15 protein-coding genes and 1 tRNA gene are annotated in these 24,050 nt (G+C 42.7%); 10 read left to right on the forward strand and 6 right to left on the reverse strand.

Features of this window, described 5'->3' with window-relative positions; genetic code table 11:
* Positions 1-14 precede the first annotated feature (14 nt).
* The 7 genes from KSX81_RS10275 to KSX81_RS10305 all read left to right on the forward strand — a co-directional run bounded on the left by KSX81_RS10275 (position 15) and on the right by KSX81_RS10305 (position 7,429).
* Positions 15-1,430 carry a DUF3868 domain-containing protein gene (locus KSX81_RS10275; RefSeq protein WP_217725622.1) on the forward strand — a complete coding sequence of 472 codons (1,416 nt, stop codon included), beginning with the start codon at positions 15-17 and terminating at the stop codon, positions 1,428-1,430.
* A 24-nt stretch (positions 1,431-1,454) separates the two neighbouring features.
* A complete protein-coding gene (locus tag KSX81_RS10280; protein WP_004307388.1) occupies positions 1,455-2,948 on the forward strand; it encodes an Mfa1 family fimbria major subunit in 1,494 nt (497 codons plus the stop codon).
* Between the two features lie 31 nt (positions 2,949-2,979).
* A complete protein-coding gene (locus KSX81_RS10285; protein WP_004298233.1) occupies positions 2,980-3,954 on the forward strand; it encodes a FimB/Mfa2 family fimbrial subunit in 975 nt (324 codons plus the stop codon).
* Between the two features lie 528 nt (positions 3,955-4,482).
* Positions 4,483-4,554: transfer RNA gene (locus KSX81_RS10290), tRNA-Glu, on the forward strand.
* A 42-nt stretch (positions 4,555-4,596) separates the two neighbouring features.
* Entirely contained in the window at positions 4,597-4,851 is a 255-nt protein-coding gene (gene rpsT / locus KSX81_RS10295) for a 30S ribosomal protein S20 (protein ID WP_004298235.1), read from the forward strand.
* 198 nt (positions 4,852-5,049) lie between these two features.
* Positions 5,050-7,008 carry a DNA topoisomerase (ATP-hydrolyzing) subunit B gene (gene gyrB, locus KSX81_RS10300; protein WP_004298236.1) on the forward strand — a complete coding sequence of 653 codons (1,959 nt, stop codon included), beginning with the start codon at positions 5,050-5,052 and terminating at the stop codon, positions 7,006-7,008.
* Between the two features lie 211 nt (positions 7,009-7,219).
* Positions 7,220-7,429 (forward strand): hypothetical protein, encoded by a 210-nt coding sequence (locus KSX81_RS10305; protein ID WP_004298238.1) that lies wholly within the window; start codon positions 7,220-7,222, stop codon positions 7,427-7,429.
* On the opposite strand, the gene KSX81_RS10310 is transcribed toward KSX81_RS10305, so the two are convergent.
* Entirely contained in the window at positions 7,426-8,007 is a 582-nt protein-coding gene (locus KSX81_RS10310) for a DUF3109 family protein (protein WP_004298239.1), read from the reverse strand. The two genes, KSX81_RS10305 and KSX81_RS10310, sit on opposite strands and share 4 nt — an antisense overlap.
* 66 nt (positions 8,008-8,073) lie before the next feature.
* Positions 8,074-9,588 (reverse strand): 2,3-bisphosphoglycerate-independent phosphoglycerate mutase, encoded by a 1,515-nt coding sequence (gene gpmI / locus KSX81_RS10315; RefSeq protein ID WP_004298240.1) that lies wholly within the window; start codon positions 9,586-9,588, stop codon positions 8,074-8,076.
* A 172-nt stretch (positions 9,589-9,760) separates the two neighbouring features.
* Between gpmI and KSX81_RS10320 the strand changes: the two genes are divergently transcribed.
* Together KSX81_RS10320 and KSX81_RS10325 are read left to right on the forward strand one after the other, a co-directional pair.
* Entirely contained in the window at positions 9,761-12,211 is a 2,451-nt protein-coding gene (locus KSX81_RS10320; RefSeq protein WP_004322479.1) for a TlpA family protein disulfide reductase, read from the forward strand.
* Between the two features lie 230 nt (positions 12,212-12,441).
* A complete protein-coding gene (locus KSX81_RS10325; protein ID WP_008776058.1) occupies positions 12,442-13,371 on the forward strand; it encodes a magnesium transporter CorA family protein in 930 nt (309 codons plus the stop codon).
* A 127-nt stretch (positions 13,372-13,498) separates the two neighbouring features.
* Here KSX81_RS10325 and KSX81_RS10330 read toward each other — a convergent pair whose 3' ends face one another.
* From KSX81_RS10330 to KSX81_RS10345, 4 genes are all read right to left on the reverse strand, one after another.
* The gene (locus KSX81_RS10330; RefSeq protein ID WP_004298243.1) at positions 13,499-15,040 is read right to left on the reverse strand and encodes a DUF5723 family protein; all 1,542 of its coding nucleotides are present in this window, start codon (positions 15,038-15,040) and stop codon (positions 13,499-13,501) included.
* A 180-nt stretch (positions 15,041-15,220) separates the two neighbouring features.
* Positions 15,221-15,823 (reverse strand): ribonuclease HII, encoded by a 603-nt coding sequence (locus tag KSX81_RS10335; protein ID WP_004298244.1) that lies wholly within the window; start codon positions 15,821-15,823, stop codon positions 15,221-15,223.
* A 91-nt stretch (positions 15,824-15,914) separates the two neighbouring features.
* Positions 15,915-18,119, reverse strand: a complete 2,205-nt coding sequence (locus KSX81_RS10340) for a sodium-translocating pyrophosphatase (protein ID WP_004298245.1) — start codon at positions 18,117-18,119, stop codon at positions 15,915-15,917.
* Between the two features lie 476 nt (positions 18,120-18,595).
* On the reverse strand, positions 18,596-21,424 hold the full coding sequence (locus tag KSX81_RS10345; RefSeq protein ID WP_004298246.1) for a two-component regulator propeller domain-containing protein: 2,829 nt from the start codon (positions 21,422-21,424) through the stop codon (positions 18,596-18,598).
* A gap of 242 nt (positions 21,425-21,666) precedes the next feature.
* On the opposite strand from KSX81_RS10345, the gene KSX81_RS10350 reads away from it, so the two are divergent.
* A complete protein-coding gene (locus tag KSX81_RS10350) occupies positions 21,667-24,036 on the forward strand; it encodes a TonB-dependent receptor (protein ID WP_004298247.1) in 2,370 nt (789 codons plus the stop codon).
* Positions 24,037-24,050 lie beyond the last annotated feature (14 nt).

The following is a 24,050-nucleotide window of genomic DNA, read 5'->3' on the forward strand; positions in this document are numbered from 1 at the left end:
TTAGTTATAAAATTATGAAAACAGGAGGAACTTTTATCATTGCAGCCATCTTATTTCTTTCTCTTCAGGCACAGACACCTGTAACAGGAGATGATGGCACTGTTCGAGCCACTTCCTCCAGCCTGCACAAGGCCGGGAAAGAATTACTGGTTTCTATTGAAATAGAAATCACCCGTGACTTCCTGCCCAATGAATCAATGACATTGGTACCTGTTGTCAGTGACAGTTTGGAACACCGGTTGGAATTACCAGCTATCTATATCAACAGCCGAAAACAACACATCATATTTTTGCGCGAAGCCGGCAAGAAGGAAAAAGAAGCCGAAGCATTGCAAAGAAAAAACGGAAGTCGGCAGACAATGCATTATCTGCAATCTGTACTTTTCGAAAGTTGGATGAATCATGCCACTCTCTCACTCGTTGAGAAAAGCTGTGGCTGTGGGATTCCGGGTGAAGAAAATCTCACTTGTATCGCCCGTTTACACCCACAGCCAACCCCTATTCCACAACTCGTATTCTTGACTCCCCAAGTGGAAACCTCGAAAATCAGAGAAGAAAAAGGGTGCGCGTTTATTGATTTTCCTGTCAATGTGACTGCTATATACGAAACGTACAGCAACAATACAGTAGAACTGAATAAAATTATTGAAACAATCAACACCATTAAAAATGACACCAACGTTACCATCACACACATCAGCATTCACGGCTACGCTTCACCCGACGGACCTTACCGACTCAATGAGAAGTTGGCCCGTGAACGTACTCAATCTGTGAAAGAGTATGTAAATCAGCTATATGCATTCGACGGAGCGCATATCCAGACAGACTATACTCCTGAAGATTGGGAAGGATTTGAAGCTCTTCTCTGTGATACGACTTTTCAAGAGAAAGAAGCGATAATAAAAACCATAACAAGCGACATTCACCCCGATAGCAAGGAGAGAAAGCTAAAAAAGCACTTCCCTGCATTCTACGATTTTGTCCTGAAGCATTGGTTTACTCTACTTAGACATTCCGACTACACTATTGAGTATCGTGTACGCCCGTTTACTCTTGCAGAATCCCGGAAAGTCTTTACTACAAACCCTAAAAATTTGAGTCTTGAAGAAATGTTTCGTCTCGCACTTGCCAGTACATCTGGAAGCGAAACTTATAATCAGATTTTCATGACTGCCGCACAACTATTTCCCGATAATCCCACAGCCAACCTGAATGCCGCCTGCATAGCCTTGATGCAAAGAGACGTCCAAACAGCTGCCACTTATTTGGAAAAAGCTCCGAAAGTACCGGAAACAATATTAGCAAAAGGAGTTCTATGCTTTCTTAAAAACAACTATGAAGAAGCAGAGTACTTATTCAGACAAGCTCAAAAAGCAGGACTATCACAAGCGGATAATAATCTGCAATTAGTCCGTGCACTAAAATAAACACTCATTAAAACCAAATGTAAAATGAAAAGATTCAGTAAATTAATGTCACTGCTTTTATTCGCAGCAGTCACACAGTACAGTTGCATCAATGATGCAGATGTTGTCATCGCCGATGATACTCATTCAGAGTCAAATGGCAATCTCGCCTTGTTCTTCGAGATTCCAAACGTTGCTACCAGTCGAAGTGCCGAATCGTCCGGCGTTACCACCGAAGGTTCTAAAGAAGAATATGCAGTAAAGAGTCTCACTGTTTATCTATTTGACTCGACCACAAAAACGCTCAAAGATCAGCAGGAACTGAAGAACATCAACCGGACAGTTACGAGCGGTCAAAACATACAGTACACCGCCGACAAAATCACTGTAAATCCGGGAACTTATAACATCTTTGCCATAGCTAACGGAAAAGCAATCACAGGAAATATCAGCACACAAGAGGCTTTTCTGAATGCAGTTGATGCCGTAACTTACAGTGCAGGAAAAATTCCAAGCGTACCCGAAAACGGTTTCGTTATGACCAATCGTGGAGCTGCCAATCTGAACGTTGAAGTGAAAAAACCTACAGACTCCGATAAAGTGACTAGTGTATCCATCGGTCTTGAACGCGTGGTTGCCAAAGTTGAACTGACTCAAACACAAGAAACTTTCCCACTAACAGACCCATCCGGAAAGACCTACTGTACAATCAAACTGAACAATTTTAGAATGTTGAACTTGGCAACCCAGTTTTATACTTTCCGCCATACAGCAGTACTGAACAGTTTTCAGGAACCAGACTCATATACTGATGAAAACTTCGGTGATATCAACGACAACAATGGTTATGTTATCGATCCTTATTTCTTCAAGAAAACAGTGGAGAACGCCGGGGACTTTACAAACGCCGACGGTTTCTTTGCACAAGCTCTAGTACAGTTGGATATCAACGACGGCAACTGGGCAGGCATGGCTCAAGCTAACAGCTGGTCACATATCTACTGCCTGGAAAACTGTATGTTCCTTGACGCCCAACTGAATGCATACAGCACGGGAGTTATGTTCAAAGCCAACATGGATATTGCCCCCGACCGCGTTTTCAATGAAAATGGCGATGTAGTTAGCAATCAGTCCAACTGGCCGACTAATATGTTCTACTTCAATTACAACTTTTATACCAGCGTAGATGCAATCCGTAAACTAGTCCTTAATAATTTGCCGGACGATGTCACTGACAACTCGACAACAGAAGAGCTAGCTCGATATAGTATCAAACGTTTCAAGAAAACGGAAAACTACTCTTGTTATTACAATTACTGGATCAAACACCTTGATAATAATTCTCCGGAAATGGGTGTCATGGAATTCGGTATCGTACGCAACAATATATACAGATTGTCAGTCAACAAAATTGCAGGACTCGGTAGCGGCGAACCTTTCATCGACCCGGATCAGCCGGATGAATATAAAGCCGAACTAGACATCAATTTCAATGTTTTTCCGTGGGCCGTACGTAATCAAGATGTAGAACTTGAATAAGTATTGGCCACCCGAACTAAATTTATTATAAATGCGTCCATTTTTACTCTATATTATCAGTGCCATCGCCTTGTTCTCATCCTGCAACTGGGTGAACGACGACTTGTCAGACTGCCCTTCCGGGACTTGGCTGAAAATCTCGTATACCTATAATATACTAGATGTGGACGCTGCCTCCACACAAGTAAGCGACATTACCATCCTTGCTTTCGACAAGGATGATAAATATGTGGATCGAGTGGACGTAGACAGCATTACATTACATCAAGGCTACTGTATGGTAAGAGTACCGTTTCCCGAAGGAACTTATCGTTTGCTTATATGGGGAGGGACATCCAACCACATGTACCAGCTCCCTAATCTCAAAGCTGGACAAACGGAACGAAGGTCCCTGAATATATCATTGGCATGCGATAATAAGAATCAGTCGAACAAGAAACTGAATGCACTCTTTTACAGTAGCCTTGAAAATATTACTATTAGTCAAAAATATCAGGTTATTACCGCCAATTTAGTGAAAGATACTAATTATTTCTCATGCATTCTTCAAGATGAAGCAAATGCCCCTCTAAGCCAAGAGGACTTTTCCTTTACTCTGGAATCTGCCAACGGAATAATAGACTACACAAACACACCGGTCGGTACAACTCCAGTCTACTATCTTCCATACCAGAAGGAAGTGGCTGTAATGTCCGAGCAAACTCCGGTCATCCATGCGAGATTAAATACATTACGTATCATGAAAGGAGATCAGACAACCTTATCGATCAAACATATACCAAGCGGCCAGAACATTCTTCGTCTCCCACTCACTCAATATCTGTTGTTATCCAAGATCTACAATGATATAGGTGAAATGAGTGACCAGGAGTATCTCGACCGTCAGGACTCATATACGCTTTTGTTCTTTATCCAGCCATCAGATACCGGAATTCCGCATATATGCCCAAGAATGCAAGTTAACGGATGGATTATACGCCTGAACAACTCCGAACTGGAGTCTTAAAAACGTGTGACGAAATAGTATGTGAACAATATTTAGGTGAGATGTATTTACAAAGGCTACTGCGAAGTACCCTAGTGGGCTCTTTTGCCCTCTGCTCATGTAATGTTTCCCACTACATGTAGCGTCTTAATAAAACGGTTTTTCAAAGAAAATATCGTTTTATTAAAATTGTTTGTTTTGTTTGTGTTTAGTGCATTCTGTCCAAGCGAGGAGAGAATGCACTTTTTTTGTTACAAGAGAAATCACAAAAATAAGCAGCCTTTTTATTCCACTACAATATAATAAGGTATATGGAAGAGAACACCTTCCAGTTTTTTTTCACTGATAAGATTTTTTTATAAAAACTGAAACCGTCTATTTTATTGAATATCAACATAAAAGAATGGTCACTTTGAAAAAAAACACATATTCAATGAAAAAATTCCTATAAATCATTTGCCAGTTTCAAAAAAGTTCCTACCTTTGCATCCGCAATCGAGAAACAAACACAGATTCGAGAAAGCAAAATGCAGAAATGCAACAAAGGATGGCCCGTTCGTCTATCGGTTAGGACGCAAGATTTTCATTCTTGAAAGGGGGGTTCGATTCCCCCACGGGCTACAAGTTAAAAGAATAAAGAACTAAAAAAATAGATTAGTCGAGATGGCAAATCATAAATCATCACTGAAAAGAATCAGACAAGAAGAGACAAGAAGACTTCACAACAGATATTATGGCAAAACCATGAGAAATGCTGTTAGAAAGCTTCGTGCAACTACTGATAAAGCAGAAGCAGTTGCAATGTACCCAGGCATTACAAAGATGTTGGATAAGTTGGCTAAAGTGAACATCATTCACAAAAACAAAGCTAGCAATCTGAAATCTAAGTTGGCTCTTTACATCAACAAGCTCGCTTAATAATAAGAATTTAACAATTCTATATAGCATCCAGGCTGAACTTTTAAGTTCGGCCTTTCTTGTTTATAACCAACTGAATATCAAACTTATCAAGAAAGCGGAGAATCAACCCGCATTCTTTATTTTTCACTGATTATTCTTCGCCAAGTCGACAATTTTCACTATATTTGCTCTGTTATTAAAGTTAGAAAGGCAATTATGAGCGAAGAACAAATCACTCCCAATAACGGGTCTTATTCTGCGGATAGCATCCAGGTATTGGAAGGTCTTGAAGCAGTAAGAAAACGCCCTGCGATGTACATTGGTGACATCAGCGTCAAGGGACTTCACCATTTGGTATACGAAATCGTTGACAACTCTATCGACGAAGCATTGGCCGGTTATTGCGACCATATCGAAGTAACAATCAACGAAGACAATTCAATCACAGTACAGGACAACGGACGCGGTATTCCGGTGGACTATCACGAGAAAGAAAAGAAGTCGGCACTGGAAGTTGCCATGACCGTACTGCATGCCGGAGGTAAATTCGACAAGGGTTCTTACAAGGTATCCGGAGGTTTGCACGGTGTAGGTATGTCTTGCGTAAACGCGCTGTCTACCCACATGACTACGCAAGTATTCCGCGATGGTAAAATCTATCAGCAGGAGTATGAGATCGGTAAACCGCTTTACTCTGTAAAAGAAGTCGGTACAGCCGACATCACTGGAACCCGCCAACAATTCTGGCCGGATAATACCATCTTTACAGAAACGGTATACGATTACAAGATTCTGGCTTCACGTCTGCGCGAATTGGCTTATCTGAACGCTGGTCTCCGCATCACCCTGACGGACCGTCGGGTTGTGAACGAGGACGGAAGCTTCAAGGGTGAGCAGTTTTATTCAGAAGAAGGTTTGAGAGAGTTTGTACGTTTTATCGAGTCTTCACGCGAGCACTTGATTAACGACGTTATCTATCTGAACTCGGAAAAACAGGGAATTCCTATTGAAGTGGCTATCATGTACAATACCGGATTCTCCGAAAACGTTCACTCATACGTTAACAATATCAACACTATCGAAGGTGGTACACACTTGGCAGGTTTCCGCCGTGCGCTGACCCGTACGTTGAAGAAATACGCCGAAGACAGCAAGATGCTGGAAAAGGTGAAGGTTGAAATCTCGGGAGATGACTTCCGTGAAGGTTTGACTGCCGTTATTTCTGTAAAAGTAGCTGAACCACAGTTTGAAGGACAGACTAAAACGAAGTTGGGTAACAACGAAGTGATGGGTGCTGTTGACCAAGCAGTGGGTGAAGTATTGGCATATTATCTGGAAGAACATCCGAAGGAAGCAAAAACGATTGTAGACAAGGTGATTCTCGCGGCTACCGCACGTCACGCAGCAAGAAAAGCCCGTGAAATGGTACAACGCAAATCGCCGATGTCGGGTGGTGGTCTGCCGGGTAAATTAGCCGACTGTTCGGATAAGGATCCTTCAAAATGTGAATTATTCCTTGTCGAGGGAGATTCGGCAGGTGGTACTGCCAAGCAGGGACGTAACCGTATGTTCCAGGCTATCCTCCCATTACGCGGTAAGATTCTGAATGTGGAAAAAGCCATGTATCACAAGGCTTTGGAAAGTGATGAAATCCGCAATATCTACACAGCTCTCGGTGTAACTATCGGAACTGACGAAGACAGCAAGGAAGCCAACATACAGAAGCTGCGCTATCATAAGATTATCATCATGACCGATGCCGACGTCGATGGTTCTCACATCGACACACTGATTATGACATTCTTCTTCCGCTATATGCCACAGATTATCCAGAATGGCTATTTGTACATCGCTACTCCCCCGCTCTACCTCTGCAAAAAAGGTAAAGTAGAAGAGTATTGCTGGACAGATGCACAGCGCCAGAAGTTTATTGACACTTACGGTGGCGGTTCGGAAAATGCAATTCATACACAGCGCTACAAAGGTTTGGGTGAAATGAACGCCCAGCAATTGTGGGAAACAACCATGGACCCCGAAAACCGTATGCTGAAACAAGTAAATATTGACAACGCCGCAGAAGCTGATTATATCTTCTCTATGTTGATGGGTGAAGATGTAGGGCCACGCCGCGAGTTTATTGAAGAGAATGCAACGTATGCAAATATCGATACATAATTAAATAATTACGTTTTATAAACCAACCTCACATCTTACAACGAGGAAACGCCGATGGCGAAGGAACATCCTTCGATCGGCGTTTTTCTTTTGCCCAAAGGGGCTTTCATATTCAAATCGATCAACCATCCATCTCTTAATAAAACCTAACAGCAGAAACGTTTTCCATACAAAATCACTATCTTGCATAAAAAGCAAAGAAAACATAACTATGAAAATGAAAACTACTGCTCCTAATCCGTTATTTGCAAAGATCAGGTTGTTTCTTATTGTATTGACTTCCTGCGTAATCGCCACTTGTATTTTCTTGATTATTATTCATCCGGAAGTATGGATGATACCGGCATGCGGAATTATTATCGCATTGTGTATTTTACTATATCAGGTATATTGCATACGCAAGAACCGGAAGAGAATTTAAATGTACTGTTGCTTTTTCAGTTCTTCGGCAACAGTAACCAATTCTTTGTACCATTCTTCACCGAACTTACGGATTAAAGGCTCTTTCAAAAACTGATATACGGGAAGATTCTCTTTTTTTCCCAGCAAAACCGCTGCTTTGCATACGTCCCAACGATTATAATTCACCGCTTTATAAGGTCCGTAATCTCCAATCCGGATAGGATAAAGATGGCAGGACACCGGTTTATAGAAGGCAGTCTTTCCCTCTCGATAGGCCTTTTCGATCGCGCAATAGCAGCAACCATTCTCATCATAACAAGTAAACACACAGTCCTTATTATTGACAATAGAAGTCACCAAATCACCTTCCTGATCCGTATATACCACCCCTTGCTTTTCAATCACCGCACGTGCTTCCGAAGCCAGTTCGTCCCAGATAACCGGCAAAACCTCTTCCAGCTCCATCACCTCATCCAGCTCTACCGGAGCACCGGCATCACCTTCAATGCAACAAGCGCCCTTGCAGGCACCCAGATCGCAAAGAAACTTCTCCTGAAATACATCAAGAGACACTACTACATCACCTATTTGTATCATTTTAAACCTTATGTGAGACAAAAAGGGCGGAGTTCTACTCCGCCCTCCCAATTATAGAAATTTAAATTACTTAATCAAAACGTTTCCGTCCATTTCAGCCGGAGCAGCCAGACCCATAATCTTGAGAATAGTCGGAGCAACATCTGCCAGACGACCGTTTTCTACTTTCGCAGCTTTGTTCTCTGTTACATAAACACAAGGAACAGGGTTCAAAGAGTGAGCAGTGTTCGGAGTACCGTCTTCGTTCAGAGCGTGGTCAGCATTACCATGATCGGCAATGATAATTGCTTCGTAATCCTGTGCTTTGGCAGCTTCGATTACATCTTTCACGCAAGCATCTACAGCAATAACAGCTTTCTCGATTGCTTCATAAATACCGGTATGACCTACCATGTCACCATTAGCAAAGTTCACTACGATGAAATCATATTTGTTCTCATTGATGGCAGCCACCAATTTGTCTTTTACTTCGAAAGCACTCATTTCCGGCTTCAAGTCGTAAGTAGCCACTTTGGGAGAAGGAACAAGGATACGATCTTCTTTGTCGAACGGAGTTTCACGTCCACCGTTGAAGAAGAATGTTACGTGCGCATATTTTTCTGTTTCGGCGATATGAAGTTGGCTCAAGCCTTTGGAAGCAAGATATTCGCCCAATGTGTTGGATACGTTTTCTTTGTCGAACAGGATATGAACGCCCTTGAAAGATGCATCATACGGAGTCATACAGTAATATTGCAGCCCCGGAATGGTATGCATGCCAGCTTCCGGCATATCTTGTTGAGTCAATACAACAGTCAACTCTTTGGCACGGTCGTTACGGTAGTTGAAGAAGATAACTACATCACCTTCTTTGATTGTTCCGTCGCAGTTGGCATTCACAATCGGTTTGATGAATTCATCTGTAACACCTTCGTCGTAAGATTCCTGCATTGCCTGAACCATATCAGTAGCTTTCTTACCTACACCGTTTACAAGCAGGTCATAAGCTTCTTTTACACGTTCCCAACGTTTGTCACGGTCCATAGCGTAATAACGGCCAATGATAGAAGCAATCTTTCCTGCTGATTTCTCACAGTGTGCAGAAAGTTCTTCGATAAAGCCTTTACCGCTCTTCGGGTCAGTGTCACGACCATCCATGAAGCAGTGGATAAATGTATTGTCGATGTTATATTCTTTAGCGATATCGCAAAGTTTGAAGAGATGAACGAGTGAGCTGTGTACGCCACCGTTAGAAGTCAGCCCCATAAAGTGAACACTCTTCCCGTTTTCTTTTGCATAAGAGAAAGCTGAAACGACTTCAGGATTTTTCAGGATGCTATTGTCAGCACATGCACGATTGATTTTTACCAAATCCTGATAAACTACGCGTCCGGCACCGATATTCAAGTGACCTACTTCCGAGTTACCCATCTGCCCGTCGGGCAAACCTACGTTTTCACCGCTTGCCTGAAGTTGAGAGTGAGGATAAGTAGTCATCAGATAATCCCAGTAAGGAGTGGGAGTGTTGAAGATTACGTCATCTTTCTTTTGGTCACCTAATCCCCAACCATCGAGGATCATTAAAAGGGCTTTCTTACTCATAATATTTCAATATTTAAATTATCACTCTGATTTTCGGGCGCAAAGGTACAAAAAAGATGGTTACGTAAACGTTTAATCTATGTTAAGTTACAGGGCAGAAGTGCACCAGGCTATGGATATTTTTCTTACTTTGTAAAATTACTTTCAATATGTTGATCGAAAAACTATTATTATGAAAACAACTTTATTTTGTATCTTACTTTTGTTATCGGGTATAGTATCCGCACAAACAATCGACCATCCTCCTTTCAAAGCCCGATCAGGAAGTATTTCTAACATCACCCGCATAGAGCGCACTCCCGAGAACACAAGAGTATATATTCATGCTATCTTCCGCCCGCACTGGTGGATCATGGAGGATGGAGATACCTATCTGGAAGATGCCGCAACCGGCAAGAAATATCTGTTCAAAAGTGCTGAAGGTATCGAACTCAAAAAAGAAGTCTATATGCCGGATTCAGGAACGATGGATTATGTGCTGGTTTTCGAGCCGTTACCGTCAGAAACACAGACCATTCATTTTCTCAATCCTACTGACCCCGAAGGCAATATTTATGACATATCGCTGGTCCCGCAAAAGAGGAAAGATTCTTCTCCACTAGCCACCATCAAAGGCAATTGGTTCAAGACAGACGGTTCCGGTTCATGGGAATATGGAGTTTACGACTCCATCAGCATTCTGAATAACCGGATATACACCAATGCAAATATCCGAAAAAAGGGAAAGCGGATTGAAATGACTTTAAAAGATAGAGAGAGTCAGGAGGAAATGACTTTATCATTCACCCCGCAAAAAGACGGCACGTGTAAGATTCAGCAGAAAGGAGCGGAAGAATTAGTGTACAGCAAGGAGAGAACTCCGATTACACAGGTTGCTGCAGAACCTGATTTTAAGCAATTCTTCCGCCAGGATTCAACTTATCTGCAAGGGTATATAAACGGATACGATCCTCGTTTAGGATTTGACACCGGTCTTATTTATCTGTCAAATGAACTGACCCGTGAAGATTATCCGACCGTCATCCAGATAGCCCCGAACGGTAGTTTTAGCTGTCGATTTATCATTAATCATCCGATAGAATCATCGGTAGTACTAGGACACAACTGGATTCCATTCTATATTGAACCCGGACAAACTCTCACCATGTATATCGACTGGGAAGCTGTAATGGCACGCAGCCGTGCACGCGATCATTACTTCCCTATCAGGAACACAGCATATATGGGTCCATCCGCCTCTCTCTCCTACCTGCTGAAAGACTTTGATAACCTGATAACCTATCGCTATGAGGACTTATCGAAATCACAAAAGACATTAACTCCCGACCAATACAAGGAGCACATGAAGCCTATCATTGCACAATGGAAACAGGTTGCAGACTCTGTAAGCCAAATCTATCAGCCCTCTCTCAAGGCAGTTCATCTGATAAAGAACAAGGTAGATTTGCAAGCCGGAAGTATGCTTTTTGATTTCTTGATGAGCAGAGATTATTACGCAAAGCAAGATAGCACCAATCAGGCGCTGAAAGTAAAGGAAGACGATTCCTATTACAGTTTCTTGAAAAATATGCCACTCAATGATGTAACCGTACTTGCAAACACAAACGCAAGTACATTTATCAACCGTTTCGAATATATGGACCTGTTCCGGAAAGCATATTCCGACCAGTCTTTTTCTCCATCAGACAGCATTGATTATACTTATCCGAAGAAACCTCTATTGACTTTCCTTAAAGAAAAAGGTGTGAAACTAAATAAGGAGCAGGAAGCAATAAGACTTAGACAGGAGAAGTTGGCCGGAACTACTGCCAAAATTATAATGAGGCAGCTAATTGCAGAGAACGAGAAGATGGCATCGCTCTATGAAAAAGAACAAAAACTCATACAAGAATATGTGGCATTATATTCCGAGAAAAAGGAAGAATCCCAGCAGGATAAGGATAGAATCTTTATAAAAATGAACCAGAAATATGATTTCAAGAAAGATTCCATCATTGCACAATTATATCCTACTCCCAACCCTTTGCTCTGGCAAATAGCCAAAGTGCGGAGCCTTAATTTTAATTTAGGAAATATCAAAGACAGCCAAATAGCTCATGAATATGTGGATAGCATCAAACAAATATTCACCGAACCGTTTCTCGCATCAGAAGCTGAACGAGTGCTGGAAAAGACACACCCGAAAGATAGGGCAAGATCTTATCAGTTGCCTGATGGAAAAGCGACTGAAGTATTCCGCAACATCATAAAGAATCATTCAGGTAAGGTTCTGTTTGTCGATTTCTGGGCAACGACTTGTGGCCCTTGTCGTGCAGGAATAGAGGCAACTGCCGATTTACGCAAAAAATATAAAGATCATCCGGAGTTTCAATTCATCTATATCACAAGTCAGAAAGATTCGCCCGAGAAAGACTACAAAAAATATATAGGGAAGAATCTAAAAGGAGAAGCCTGTTATTATGTTTCGGAGGCAGAGTTCAATTATCTGCGTCAACTATTCCAGTTCAATGGTATTCCACACTATGAACTTGTTGAAAAAGATGGCAGCATATCCAAAGAGCGTTTAAGCAGTTACAATATCAGGAAATATCTGGATAATCATTTCGAAGGAAAAGCAGAATAGGATCGGAGCCTCTAAATAAAGGGCACAAATAAAAGAATATCAAAAAAAGCGATACAAAGGGCGGAACCCTCTTCATTTTTCCGTACCTTTGCATCGCTTTTAAATTAAAATCATAGAAATATGGACGATTCAAACCCGCGAACGTGCACAACTAGTATTAATTAAAGCGAACAGAGTCATTGAAACCTGATGCCTCTGCTCGTGTAAAACAAACGAAAGGAGGCAATAAGATGAGAACGTATCTTTATTGTGAAGCCGGCTTTGTGGAAAAAGCTCAATGGCTTCCTAACAGCTGGGTAAATGTAGTATGCCCAAATAATGATGACTTTGAATTTCTAACTCAAACTCTCAACGTACCCGAATCATTTCTTAATGACATAGCCGATACGGACGAACGTCCGCGTACGGATACGGAAGGTAACTGGTTATTGACCATTCTTCGTATCCCTGTGCAGAACAAGCAGAACGGCAGCCTGCCCTTCGACACTGTACCGATTGGAATAATCACCAATAACGAGATTATTGTGTCCGTCTGTTATCACAACACCGATTTGCTACCGGATTTCATAGAGCATACCCGTCGAAAAGGGATTGTTGTACGCAACAAGCTGGATCTGATTTTTCGGATCATCTATTCTTCTGCCGTATGGTTCCTGAAATACCTAAAGCAGATAAACATAGACATCAGCGCCGCAGAAAAGGAACTGGAACGAAGCATCCGCAACGAGGACCTGCTCCGGCTGATGAGACTGCAGAAAACATTGGTCTACTTCAATACTTCCATCCGTGGAAATGAAGTAATGATAGGAAAATTAAGGACTATTTTCCAGGATACGGATTATCTGGACACTGAACTAGTGGAAGATGTGATTATCGAATTGAAACAGGCACTTAACACGGTGAATATTTACAGTGACATTCTCACGGGAACGATGGATGCTTTTGCCTCCATTATCTCCAATAACGTGAATACAATCATGAAACGCATGACAAGTCTGTCCATCGTCCTGATGCTCCCGACATTGATTGCCAGTTTCTATGGTATGAATGTGGATATTCATCTGGAAGAGGTACCCTTTGCTTTCTCTTTGATCGTACTATTTTCCATCGGATTGTCAACTCTTGCGTTTGTGATATTCCGGAAGATAAAATGGTTCTAATACAAAAAACAGCTTACCATCTGTGATCCTTTAGAGGATTCTAAGACGGTAAGCTGTAAATTATACGTTTTTTATTCTATAGAGAATTAATTAAAAGAGAATGTTTAGAGAGAGAAATTAAAATATCTTATCCTTCTTTACTTGCTTTTCTTCCGCCCAACGGAATAGAAACTCCAACGAATCCATTCACAGAGTTAGAGTTCTTGCCTAAGAACATATAGTCAGTTCCGACAAACAGAGGACCTAATTTCAGACCCAGACCGAAAGATTTACCGGCTGACTGGATAGCTGAGTAACTAAGTGCTACATTGAACCAGCTTTTCGGACGGTAGTTTGCAGAGAATGTTAATTCTGTAAGAGCATCAGGCTGTACAAAACGAGTGGTTGACAATACACCCACTGCTAATTTGTTATTGAAGAATCCATATTCTGCACCTAATACTAGGATAGAAGCAAGACGAGATTTACGAGATTCTTTAGCATCGCTTACTTCGAGTTGCAACATGTCATAGTCAAGTACATCACCATTTGTTACACGGTCCATATATCCTTGAGCGTCATTCTGCAACTGATTTACAGCGTTCATAACAGTATTCGGATTATTCGGATCAACCATATTTGCATAGGTACTTCCTTTAATATCAATCGGATCCGGATTAGCAGATGCAATCTTTGTACTTGATTTTGACCAAGAGATAAAACCTAAGTCAAGAACAGAAGCAGATACAGTCAGATTATCCAATATTTTATAAGAAGCTCCTAAATCGATACCAAAACCGTACCCAGCTATACCCAATTTACCGCTATCGAAATCAAAGTCAGTTACATAATCTTTACCCTCTTCTTCTTGCAATTCCAAGCCTTTGAAAGAACTTTTCAGTTCGGCACCAACAGTCAAGTTTGCATGATAGTTATTAAACTTATCCTTTAATTCTTGTGCTGCCTGTGCTGCCTGTGAAGGGGTCATAGAATTCCAATAGCTCTCACTTGACCACTGATTTATTTGTTGATCACTAGGTAAATTAGCGCTCATTGCAACTCTATTAAGTTTCAACTCCATGTTACCAATACCCAATAAAGCTTTCACTCTAGCACCAACTGTCAAACGGCTATTAATCTGACGTGAAAGTCCTAAACCAATTTCAGTATAAGCATTAATGTTCAATTGCTGACCACTAATATCATAGTTACTATTTCTCCAGTTTTCTTCAACTGTTTCCATCTCATTCAAGAAGGTAAACATATTCTTTGTCAGGTTAGCACCGATATCTGTACGAAGACCGATATTGAATGACCAAAAGTTTTTTCCTTTATACCATCCTGCAGAAAGAATTTCTGTACTGAAGTTCACATTCAATTTATTATTATCTTTCAGACGATTCATGAAATCCGGTTTGGTGTAGAAATCATCGCCATCATCAATAATATCAATGATATCCTGATAGCCTAACGAAGTAGAACCAACCGTTGCATTAACAGCACCGATCACCGGAAGATTGAAGTAACCTTTAGTCGGTGTTAAAGCCGGATTCAGTTGTTGACGATAGTGAGTACCTTCCATGAAATAGGAAGTACGTAAAAACTGTGCATTTGCAGAAAGAGTGCAAACCAACATAATAAAAAATACCCCAATGAGCTTAGAAGACCATAATAGCTTGTTCGTTGCCATGATTTTAAACTTTTTAATTCTTATTATTGTTCGCAAAGATATAGCATTTTAATAACAAATAAAAGCACTAAGCAACACTTTTTTAGCCTAAACGGAACAATTTCACGGTTATCCGTAACAAAATCGTGCTTATTCTGCAAAAAAATGTAGAAAATGTGTGTAAAATGAAACAAAGCGACTTTAGAAGCTCAAAGTCAACTGGCCATCTCCCAACAGATTGAACGTCATGCGATGGTAAGGAGTAGTGCCACGTTCGGCAATGGCGGCACGATGTTTTTTAGTTGGATAACCTTTATTGTGGTCCCAGTCATAATATGGAAATTCTTCGTGAAGACGGTTCATATAATCGTCTCGATATGTTTTAGCTAAAATTGAAGCTGCTGCTATCGAAAGATATTTCCCGTCTCCTTTCACTACTGTAGTATGGGGAACACCGGGGTATTTAGTGAAACGATTACCGTCGATCAGTAAATGTTGGGGACGGGTGGTCAACTGATCCACTGCACGATGCATCGCCAGAAAAGAAGCCCGCAGGATATTTATTTCATCAATTTCTTCCGGTGACACAATGCCAACTGCCCAAGCTATCGCTTCTTTCTCTATTACCTCACGCAATGCATAACGTTGCTTTTCGGTCAGTTGTTTGGAGTCATTCAACAGTTCATTCTTAAAATCCTTCGGAAGAATAACCGCAGCAGCATATACCGCTCCCGCCAAACATCCACGACCGGCCTCATCACATCCGGCTTCAATCAGATTCTCGTTCAAATAAGGTAATAACATATTTATCGCTTCTATTTTGATACAAAGGTAATTCAAATTAAAAAAGGAGACTTGTATTGTCTCCTTTTTCTTACTTTCCCTTCTGCTTTTTTTAGAATAAACTCCAGGCCACAGTAAGTCCTGCCATCACAATGGCCACCATACTCATAAGTTTTATCAAAATATTCAAACTCGGACCGGAGGTATCTTTAAACGGATCACCTACTGTATCTCCTACTACGGTTGCTTTATGCACTTCACCGCCTTTTCCACCAAAGTTACCTTCTTCCACATATTTCTTTGCGTTATCCCATGCACCTCCGGCGTTAGCCATAAAGATAGCTAATACGAAACCACTGCTCAAACCACCAATCAGTAGGCCGAGTACGCCGGGAACGCCAAAGATAAATCCTGTAAGAATCGGAGCAATAATAGCAATCAAGGAAGGAATAACCATCTCACGCTGCGCACCCTTTGTCGATATTTCAACACAACGTTCGTAATCCGGCTCGGCTTCTCCAGTCAGAATACCCTTTATGTCACGGAACTGGCGACGCACTTCGTCAACCATGTGACCTGCCGCACGTCCTACTGCATTCATTGTCAAACCACAAAACAGGAAAGCCATCATTGAACCGAGGAACATGCCCGAAAGTACTTTTGGATTCATCAAGTGTACTTCGTAATAATCCATGAAGTCGATAAAAGTGGCATTTGCTATGCTGATAGAACTTCCATCTGCAAAAGTCAGGTCTACATTACCAAGACGTGTCAGACCGATTCGGATTTCTTCAATATAAGAAGCCAGCAAAGCCAGACCTGTCAGCGCAGCGGAACCGATTGCAAAACCTTTTCCCGTGGCGGCAGTTGTGTTACCCAATGAATCGAGCGCATCAGTACGTTTGCGAACTTCAGCACCCAGACCGGACATTTCCGCATTACCTCCCGCATTATCCGCAATCGGACCGTAAGCATCCGTTGCCAATGTGATACCTAAGGTAGAAAGCATACCAACAGCTGCAATACCGATGCCATACAATCCCATGCCTACATTACCGAAATCACCTGCGGAAGCCAACAGATAGGAGGCAATGATACCAATCACTACTGCAACTACAGGAATAGCTGTAGAAAGCATACCCAAACCAATACCGGAAATAATGACGGTAGCAGGACCAGTCTTACCGCTTTCACTTAGTTTCTGGGTAGGACGATAAGATTGAGAAGTATAATATTCCGTAGAACGTCCGATGATAATACCTACTACCAGTCCGACTACTACGGCACAAGAAATCCAAATCCAGTTATCTAGTTGCAAGAGCCACAGGATTAAGAATGTAGCTGCAACAATAAGCACGGAACTAAGGTTCGTACCGAAAGCCAATGAACCGAGCAAGTCTTTCATGGTCGCATTCTCTTTAGTACGGACAGCGAATATCCCTATAATAGAAAGGATAATACCAACAGCTGCAATCAACATCGGAGCAATAACTGCCTTGAATTGCATCACTGTATCTGCCGAATGGATAAAAGCAGCAGCACCCAGTGCAGCTGTTGCCAGAATCGAGCCACAGTAAGATTCATATAAATCGGCTCCCATACCGGCCACGTCACCTACATTGTCACCTACATTATCGGCAATAGTAGCAGGATTACGAGGGTCATCTTCCGGAATTCCGGCTTCTACTTTACCTACCAAGTCGGCTCCAACATCGGCTGCCTTCGTATAGATACCACCACCTACACGGGCAAAGAGTGCTTGCGTAGAAGCACCCATACCGAAAGTCAGCATGGTAGTAGTAATCACACAGAGTTTATGAGTAGGTGTCAGCGCATCAGCAGGAATCACTGCATTCAACAACAGATACCAGAAAGATATATCGAGCAATCCCAGGCCAACTACAACTAATCCCATCACCGCGCCGCTTCGGAAAGCAATCCTCAACCCTGCATTCAGAGAATTACGGGCGGCATTAGCGGTACGAGCCGACGCATAAGTCGCCGTCTTCATCCCTAAAAATCCGGAAAGCCCGGAGAAAAATCCGCCTGTAAGAAAAGCAACGGGAACCCATGCGTTCTGTACATGAAAGCCATAGGCCATAATTGAAAACAAAATAACCAATCCCAAGAATACCCAGCCTACTATTTTGTATTGCTGTTTCAGATAAGACATAGCTCCTTTGCGCACAGCAGCAGCTATCTTTATCATTTGGGGTGTACCTTCGCTCTCTTTCATCATTTGCTTATGAAAGTAATAAGCAAAGCAGAGGGCTAACACGGAAGCGACTGGAACCAGCCAGAAAAGAATGTTGTCCATAGGAGCAATTTTTAAAGGGTTTACGGAGGCTAAAAGTATGGAAATCAAATGAAATAAGCAAGTAAAAAAGAAAGAATTTATAAAGCTGAATTATTCTATCTTTTAATCTCTTTAAACAAAATGGGCACACTGTAGTTATTTACTTCATTCCCTCATTTCTATACGGAAATGAACTAATTTCGAGCTTGTGCAGATTTATTTTTGATACCTAATGGGGTTATGGCTAATGATACATGAATTTATTCGTCTGACAGCTGTTTCTTTTTCGTCTGACAATTGTCAGACGAAAGAACAACAATTGCCAGACGAAAGTTCAACAACTGTCAGACGAATAAATCTATATATGATGAATATTAAATCATCGCATATTACCAATTAAATCTTAGAAGAACTAAGATTAGTTCATTCCAGTACCGAAAGGAGCTAAAACCTGTTCACCACCCCATGATAAAATAACGAATAATAGCCCATAGTTACTAATCCTCTGCCATTCTCTGCTTATTTTGTTGGGCAAACTCTGTAGGAGTAACTCCGAATTGCTTCTGAAATATCTTTGCGAAGTAAGAAGGCGACTGGAAACCTACTCTGTCAGAGATTTCGTTGATGCGCAATTCTCCCTCCTGCAATAGTTCTGCCGCACGTTTTAATCGGATGATACGGATAAAGTCGAGTGAAGAAAGATCGGTCAGCGCCTTAATCTTACGATGCAGGCTGGAGCGGGACATATTCATGGCTGCAGCCAATGCTTCCACATTATAATTGGCGTCGGAAAGATTCTCACGCACTTTGGCTATCAGTTGGGACATCAGTTGTTCATCAGCCCGTGACATCGCACCCCCTTGCGGAGTACAAGCTCCGTAAGTGATCTGATTAATAAACATCTCATGCGTACGATGGGATTCACGCTCACGCGCCAGTTCTGCCAATAATTGCTGCTCACGGATCTTTTGTACTTCCCGGCGGCGATAGGCGCGAAGAGTCAAGACAAAGCTGCCGGACACTACAATGATATAGATAAGGTAAGCCCACACTGTACGCCACCAAGGTGGAAGAATACGCACTGATAAAGTAGCTTCTTCCTGATTCCAGACACCATTATTATTACTGCCCCGCACACGGAACAGGTAGTCTCCCGGCGGGAGCTGGGCATAAGACGCTGTATGCACATCAGATGTATAATTCCAGTCATTATCTATCCCTTCCATTTTGTAGGCATAGCGATTTGCACCCGGTGAGGTATAACTTAAAGCAACAAAATCAAAGCTGACGTTAGAACGGTAAGGCAGTTGCACACCATCCGCCGTGAAAGGAGTTTCACGTCCCTGCACGTACATTCCGGTGATATAGACTGGAGGCACAAAAGTATTCGGGTGGACAATTTGTGGATTAAAAGAGACCAATCCATTGATAGTTCCCATCCAAATAGTACCATCAGAGGCAGCCAAGGCCGACTTATAGTTAAACTGGTTATCAGGTAACCCGTCATTTCGGTTGAAAACTTGCAGGCTGTCTGTTTCCGGATGAAGACAAACCAGCCCACGGTCTGTTCCGAACCAGATACGATGTTGCCGGTCTTCCACGACTTTATATGTTACGTTGTCCGGAAGCCCGTCCGCTTTGGTGTATGTCCGGAATCTTCCGGTTTCGGGGTTAAAACGCAACAATCCACCCCGGTCTGTAGAAAACCAGATAAAGCCTTTACTATCCTCCGAAATACCTGTCACTTCATTTGTTCCGATAGAAGTGCTATCCTCCGGTATACATTTATAGCTGACCATCTGATCTGTCTGCGGATGATACCGGAATATTCCACTGCCCATCGTTGCCACCCATATATTGCCGGATTTATCTTCGAGAATATCACGCATATAAGCATACCCGAATTGCTCCATTTTCTCAAAAGTCTGTCCTTTGTCGGCCGAACGGAAGATGTTCCAGCCATCACCCAACCAGATTGCTCCCCCACGATCGCGGTAAAGGGCAAACACGGAACCTTCACTGATACCAAGTTGTGCGGGATAGAACGTCTGAACCTGATCTTGAGGAACAATCAGGTCAATGCCCCCTTTAAAGTAACCTGCGCCAACCAAATCATCCGAAGCGAACAGGCTTAATACATTCTGACGGTCAGGCGACTGGGGAATTTTAGTGAAAGTCTGTGTTCCCGGATTCCAGTAGCAAACACCGCCATCCTGTGTACTAACCCACACCACTCCGTCTTTTCCTTCCGCCAATTCACTGATGCGTCGTCCGCTGACTGTACCGGGCGCTCCCGGAAGATAAACCGAAAAATCGAGCGTACGTACAGGCAGATAGCTGGCTCCTCCAAATTGCGTACAGATCCAGGTTCCCCCTTCACGATCACGATAAATCTTATCGACGATAGCATCTCCAAGCCCATACTTCCCTCCGGCATCGGCAGGAATATGTTGCACACTGTTGTGTTTCTCATTAATCACATAAACGCCATTCTGCGTACCCACCCACAGCTCGTCTCCGAAGCAAACAGCGTAGCGAATAATTTTTCGATGTACTTCGGGCGCAGGGAATATACTCACTTCTCCAGTCTTTTTATTGAACCGTTTCAGTTCCTCTTCATGCACTCCGACAATCAGTTCATCGCCATAATCGCACAGAGTAAAGATGAAATCCCCTTTAAGGGCTTCTGTTGCATAGGGCACAAACTTATCCTGCTCCGGACTGTAACGGTAAATTCCCGCTCCATACGTACCCACCCAGACCGTACCTTCTTTATCTACACAGATAGACTGCGGAAAGTCCTTGCTTTTATCCTTACTGGGACAGGGAATATAGCGGAACAGTTTACCCGTCTCCACCTGATAGCGGAAAACTCCCTGATTCGGTGCATTCACCCAGATATTTCCTGAATGATCTGCCAGAATATCTTCAATCCAGTTGTATCTGATTTGCTCTCCGCTCTCTGTGCGGGCATCAAAGAACGAAAACTTCCCGGTAGCAAGCTCTTGAATATAAACACCATCATCCGTACCTACCCATAATTGACGGTGATTATCCTCAAAAAGAGCGGATATGACCTGATTGCCATGCTGCAAAGTTTCGTCATAGCAGTTATAAAGCTTCATCGACACGCCGTCATAACGATTAAGACCGTTGCGCGTACCCAGCCAGATAAAACCGTAACTATCTTGAATAATGGACTTGACATGACTGTTCGAAAGACCGCTTCCTCCATCTACACGGATAAAGTTATACTGTCCCGTCGCGGCAAAATCCGGAAGGAAAAAACAAATAGAAAGGAGAAAAAGCAGCAATTTCCTTTTCATACACAGATATTAGATAGCGACAAATATAGTTTTTTTTACGCTAAATGCATAGGAAGGATGAAACATTTGTTGCACGGATGGCAATAAATGTCGCACTGCAAAGGGCTATCGCACACTTGAAACATCTCTTGCACATCTTGACAAAAAAGAGTATAGCCACTTGTTTCTCCTCCTCCTATCTTTGCCTTCGTCAAAATGACACAACCGATGTGAACTTCCAAATCTTTAAATGAATACAAGTGATGAAAAAAGTAACCTTTAGTTGCCTTACTCTAGCAACCCTGTTGCAACTGATTCCTTCCAACGGGAATGCAGCGAACATTCAGGTGAACAAGAAAAAGACGAACCGAACCGAAATGAAGCAGGATACGATTCCTGCCAACTCTACTAAAAAAGAATCAGAAGAAGGCGAACGCAATGTGATGCTGAATGCTTCTGACGCCAACAAACCCCGCGAAATTCAAATCGGCCTTCCCAGCGAGGACGTTAATGTCTATGAGAATGGACTTCCTGCCGTATATTCCTCTACCGTTCACAAACTTGCCGCTCATTGGCGTAGCGACAGCAGCCTGGGAGAAGTAGGACTTTTATCTCCTTCCGAATCGGCCATCACGACCGGTAATATTGCTTACTCCGTCAACTCATTCAGCAAACTGGGACAAAAGGATTTCCAAGGTATATTAAACTACCGCACCAATCATTTCGGTATGCAGAACTTCGACTTCAATGTTTCAGGAGCCATCAATAACCAATGGCTTTACACGGCAAGCATTTACCAGAACTTCGACCCGGGAAGTTTCGACCTGGAATTTACGAACTATGCAGACCGCACAGAGATTTATCATGCCGGCCTGACCCGTCTCTTCAACAACGGACGCGGCAAAATATCTTTGCTCTACAAACACTCCCGCAGTGAAAATCCGGCCAGCTATGCCAATGCAGCTCCTTTTATCTATGTCGGCGACGGCTCGGTCAAAGAGATAGACGGTTTCAAACTGGGAACAAATTCTTATGTTCCGCAGAACGGTTCTTTTCCATACATGGACGTAAGAGACGGAAAGATGAAAACATGGAATTTGGGCGATGGTTCTGAAAACCGTGCCAATGAGATTGCATTGATCTCCGATTATCGTTTCAGGAACGATCTGCTATGGAAATTCAATCTGAAATATATGGATGCTCCACGTGCCAACTATGTCGACTTCGGAGGCAGCACCATCAGCGAAGTAACCGCCAACGATGGTTTTACGCTATCAAACGGTGATCCGTATGAGGGACTGGCAGAAGGTCGCCGCACCTGGTTGCACGTAGGCAAAGTGAAAAACTTCCTAATCACTTCCGAGCTAAACAAGACCTTTGGCAACCATGATCTGCGTCTGGGAGTGAACGAATGGTATTACCATCTTGATTATTATTCCTCTTCTCTGCAATGGATGGCCACCGTACAGAACTATCCACAGTTGCTGACTTCCACAACTACAAGTTCCCTGGACCCTACTCTGACCGGTCAGCGCGTACAGACATACGGGTACAACGAACTTAGTCCCGAATATACAAAGGGATATGAGAACAAACTCGCCCTTTACTTTACAGACAACTGGCAAGTAACTCCCCAATTCAATATCTATTATGGCGGACGCCTGGAATATTACCGGATGAGTGCCGATCAAATATCCGCTTCCCGTTTCCCGGGTTTCCGCATCGGCGACTTTACCACTTATAGCAAAGAGGAAGAAACAGGAAATATCATTGCCACACAACGCAGCATTCATCCCGCCAAAGTGGTAAAGGATAAACTGAACTATGCCGCCACGCTCCGCGCCACTTACAACGTAACCGGGCAATTCGGCCTGACTGCCGACGGAACAGTAGCCACCCGCTTCCCACGTATCAACGAATATGCCGGAACAGGTCCTACGGAAGAGCAATACAAACGTGTCACCATACCGTTAATCCGTGGCGGTTTGTTCTACAAGAACAAGTGGATCAACCTCACCTCTATGGTTACCTATATCTCTAAATCTAATAATATTGACCAGCAAAACCTGACGAAACCGGGAACGGAAGAAGGAAAGACCGTATTGCTTATTTATAATATCAAAACACTGGGATGGACCACATCTGCCGAAATCGACCCGTTCAAAGGTTTTCACCTGCACGCTCTGTTCACGTATCAGAAACCTGTTTACAAGAACTATAACGCAAGCGTCACATTCAACGATGGTTCGGAAATGTCTGTCAACGCCAATGGGATGATTGTAAAAGAGATTCCGCAGATTCTTGTCGAACTCGACCCAAGCTATAATATCACGAAGGACTTACGCCTTTGGCTTAGTTTCCGCTATTTCGGCAAGACTTACGCCAATCTCCAGGAAGCCCTCTATTTCAACGGTCGCTGGGAAACTTTCGGGGGGATCAACTGGAATGTAAACAAGCATCTTTCTTTAGGGGCAACAGTCATCAACTTCCTGAATCAGAAGGGGGCCAGCGGAACCATCAACGGTTCGGAACTGATTACCAAAGAAGAAGCTGCCCAGTATGCAGGCAACTATATGAGTGGAAATTATTTACGCCCATTTACCGTAGAATTTAGCGCAAGCATTAAATTCTAGTTCATTCCTGACGA

Source organism: Bacteroides sp. MSK.18.37, assembly GCF_019129155.2.
Taxonomy (GTDB): Bacteria; Bacteroidota; Bacteroidia; order Bacteroidales; family Bacteroidaceae; genus Bacteroides; species Bacteroides ovatus.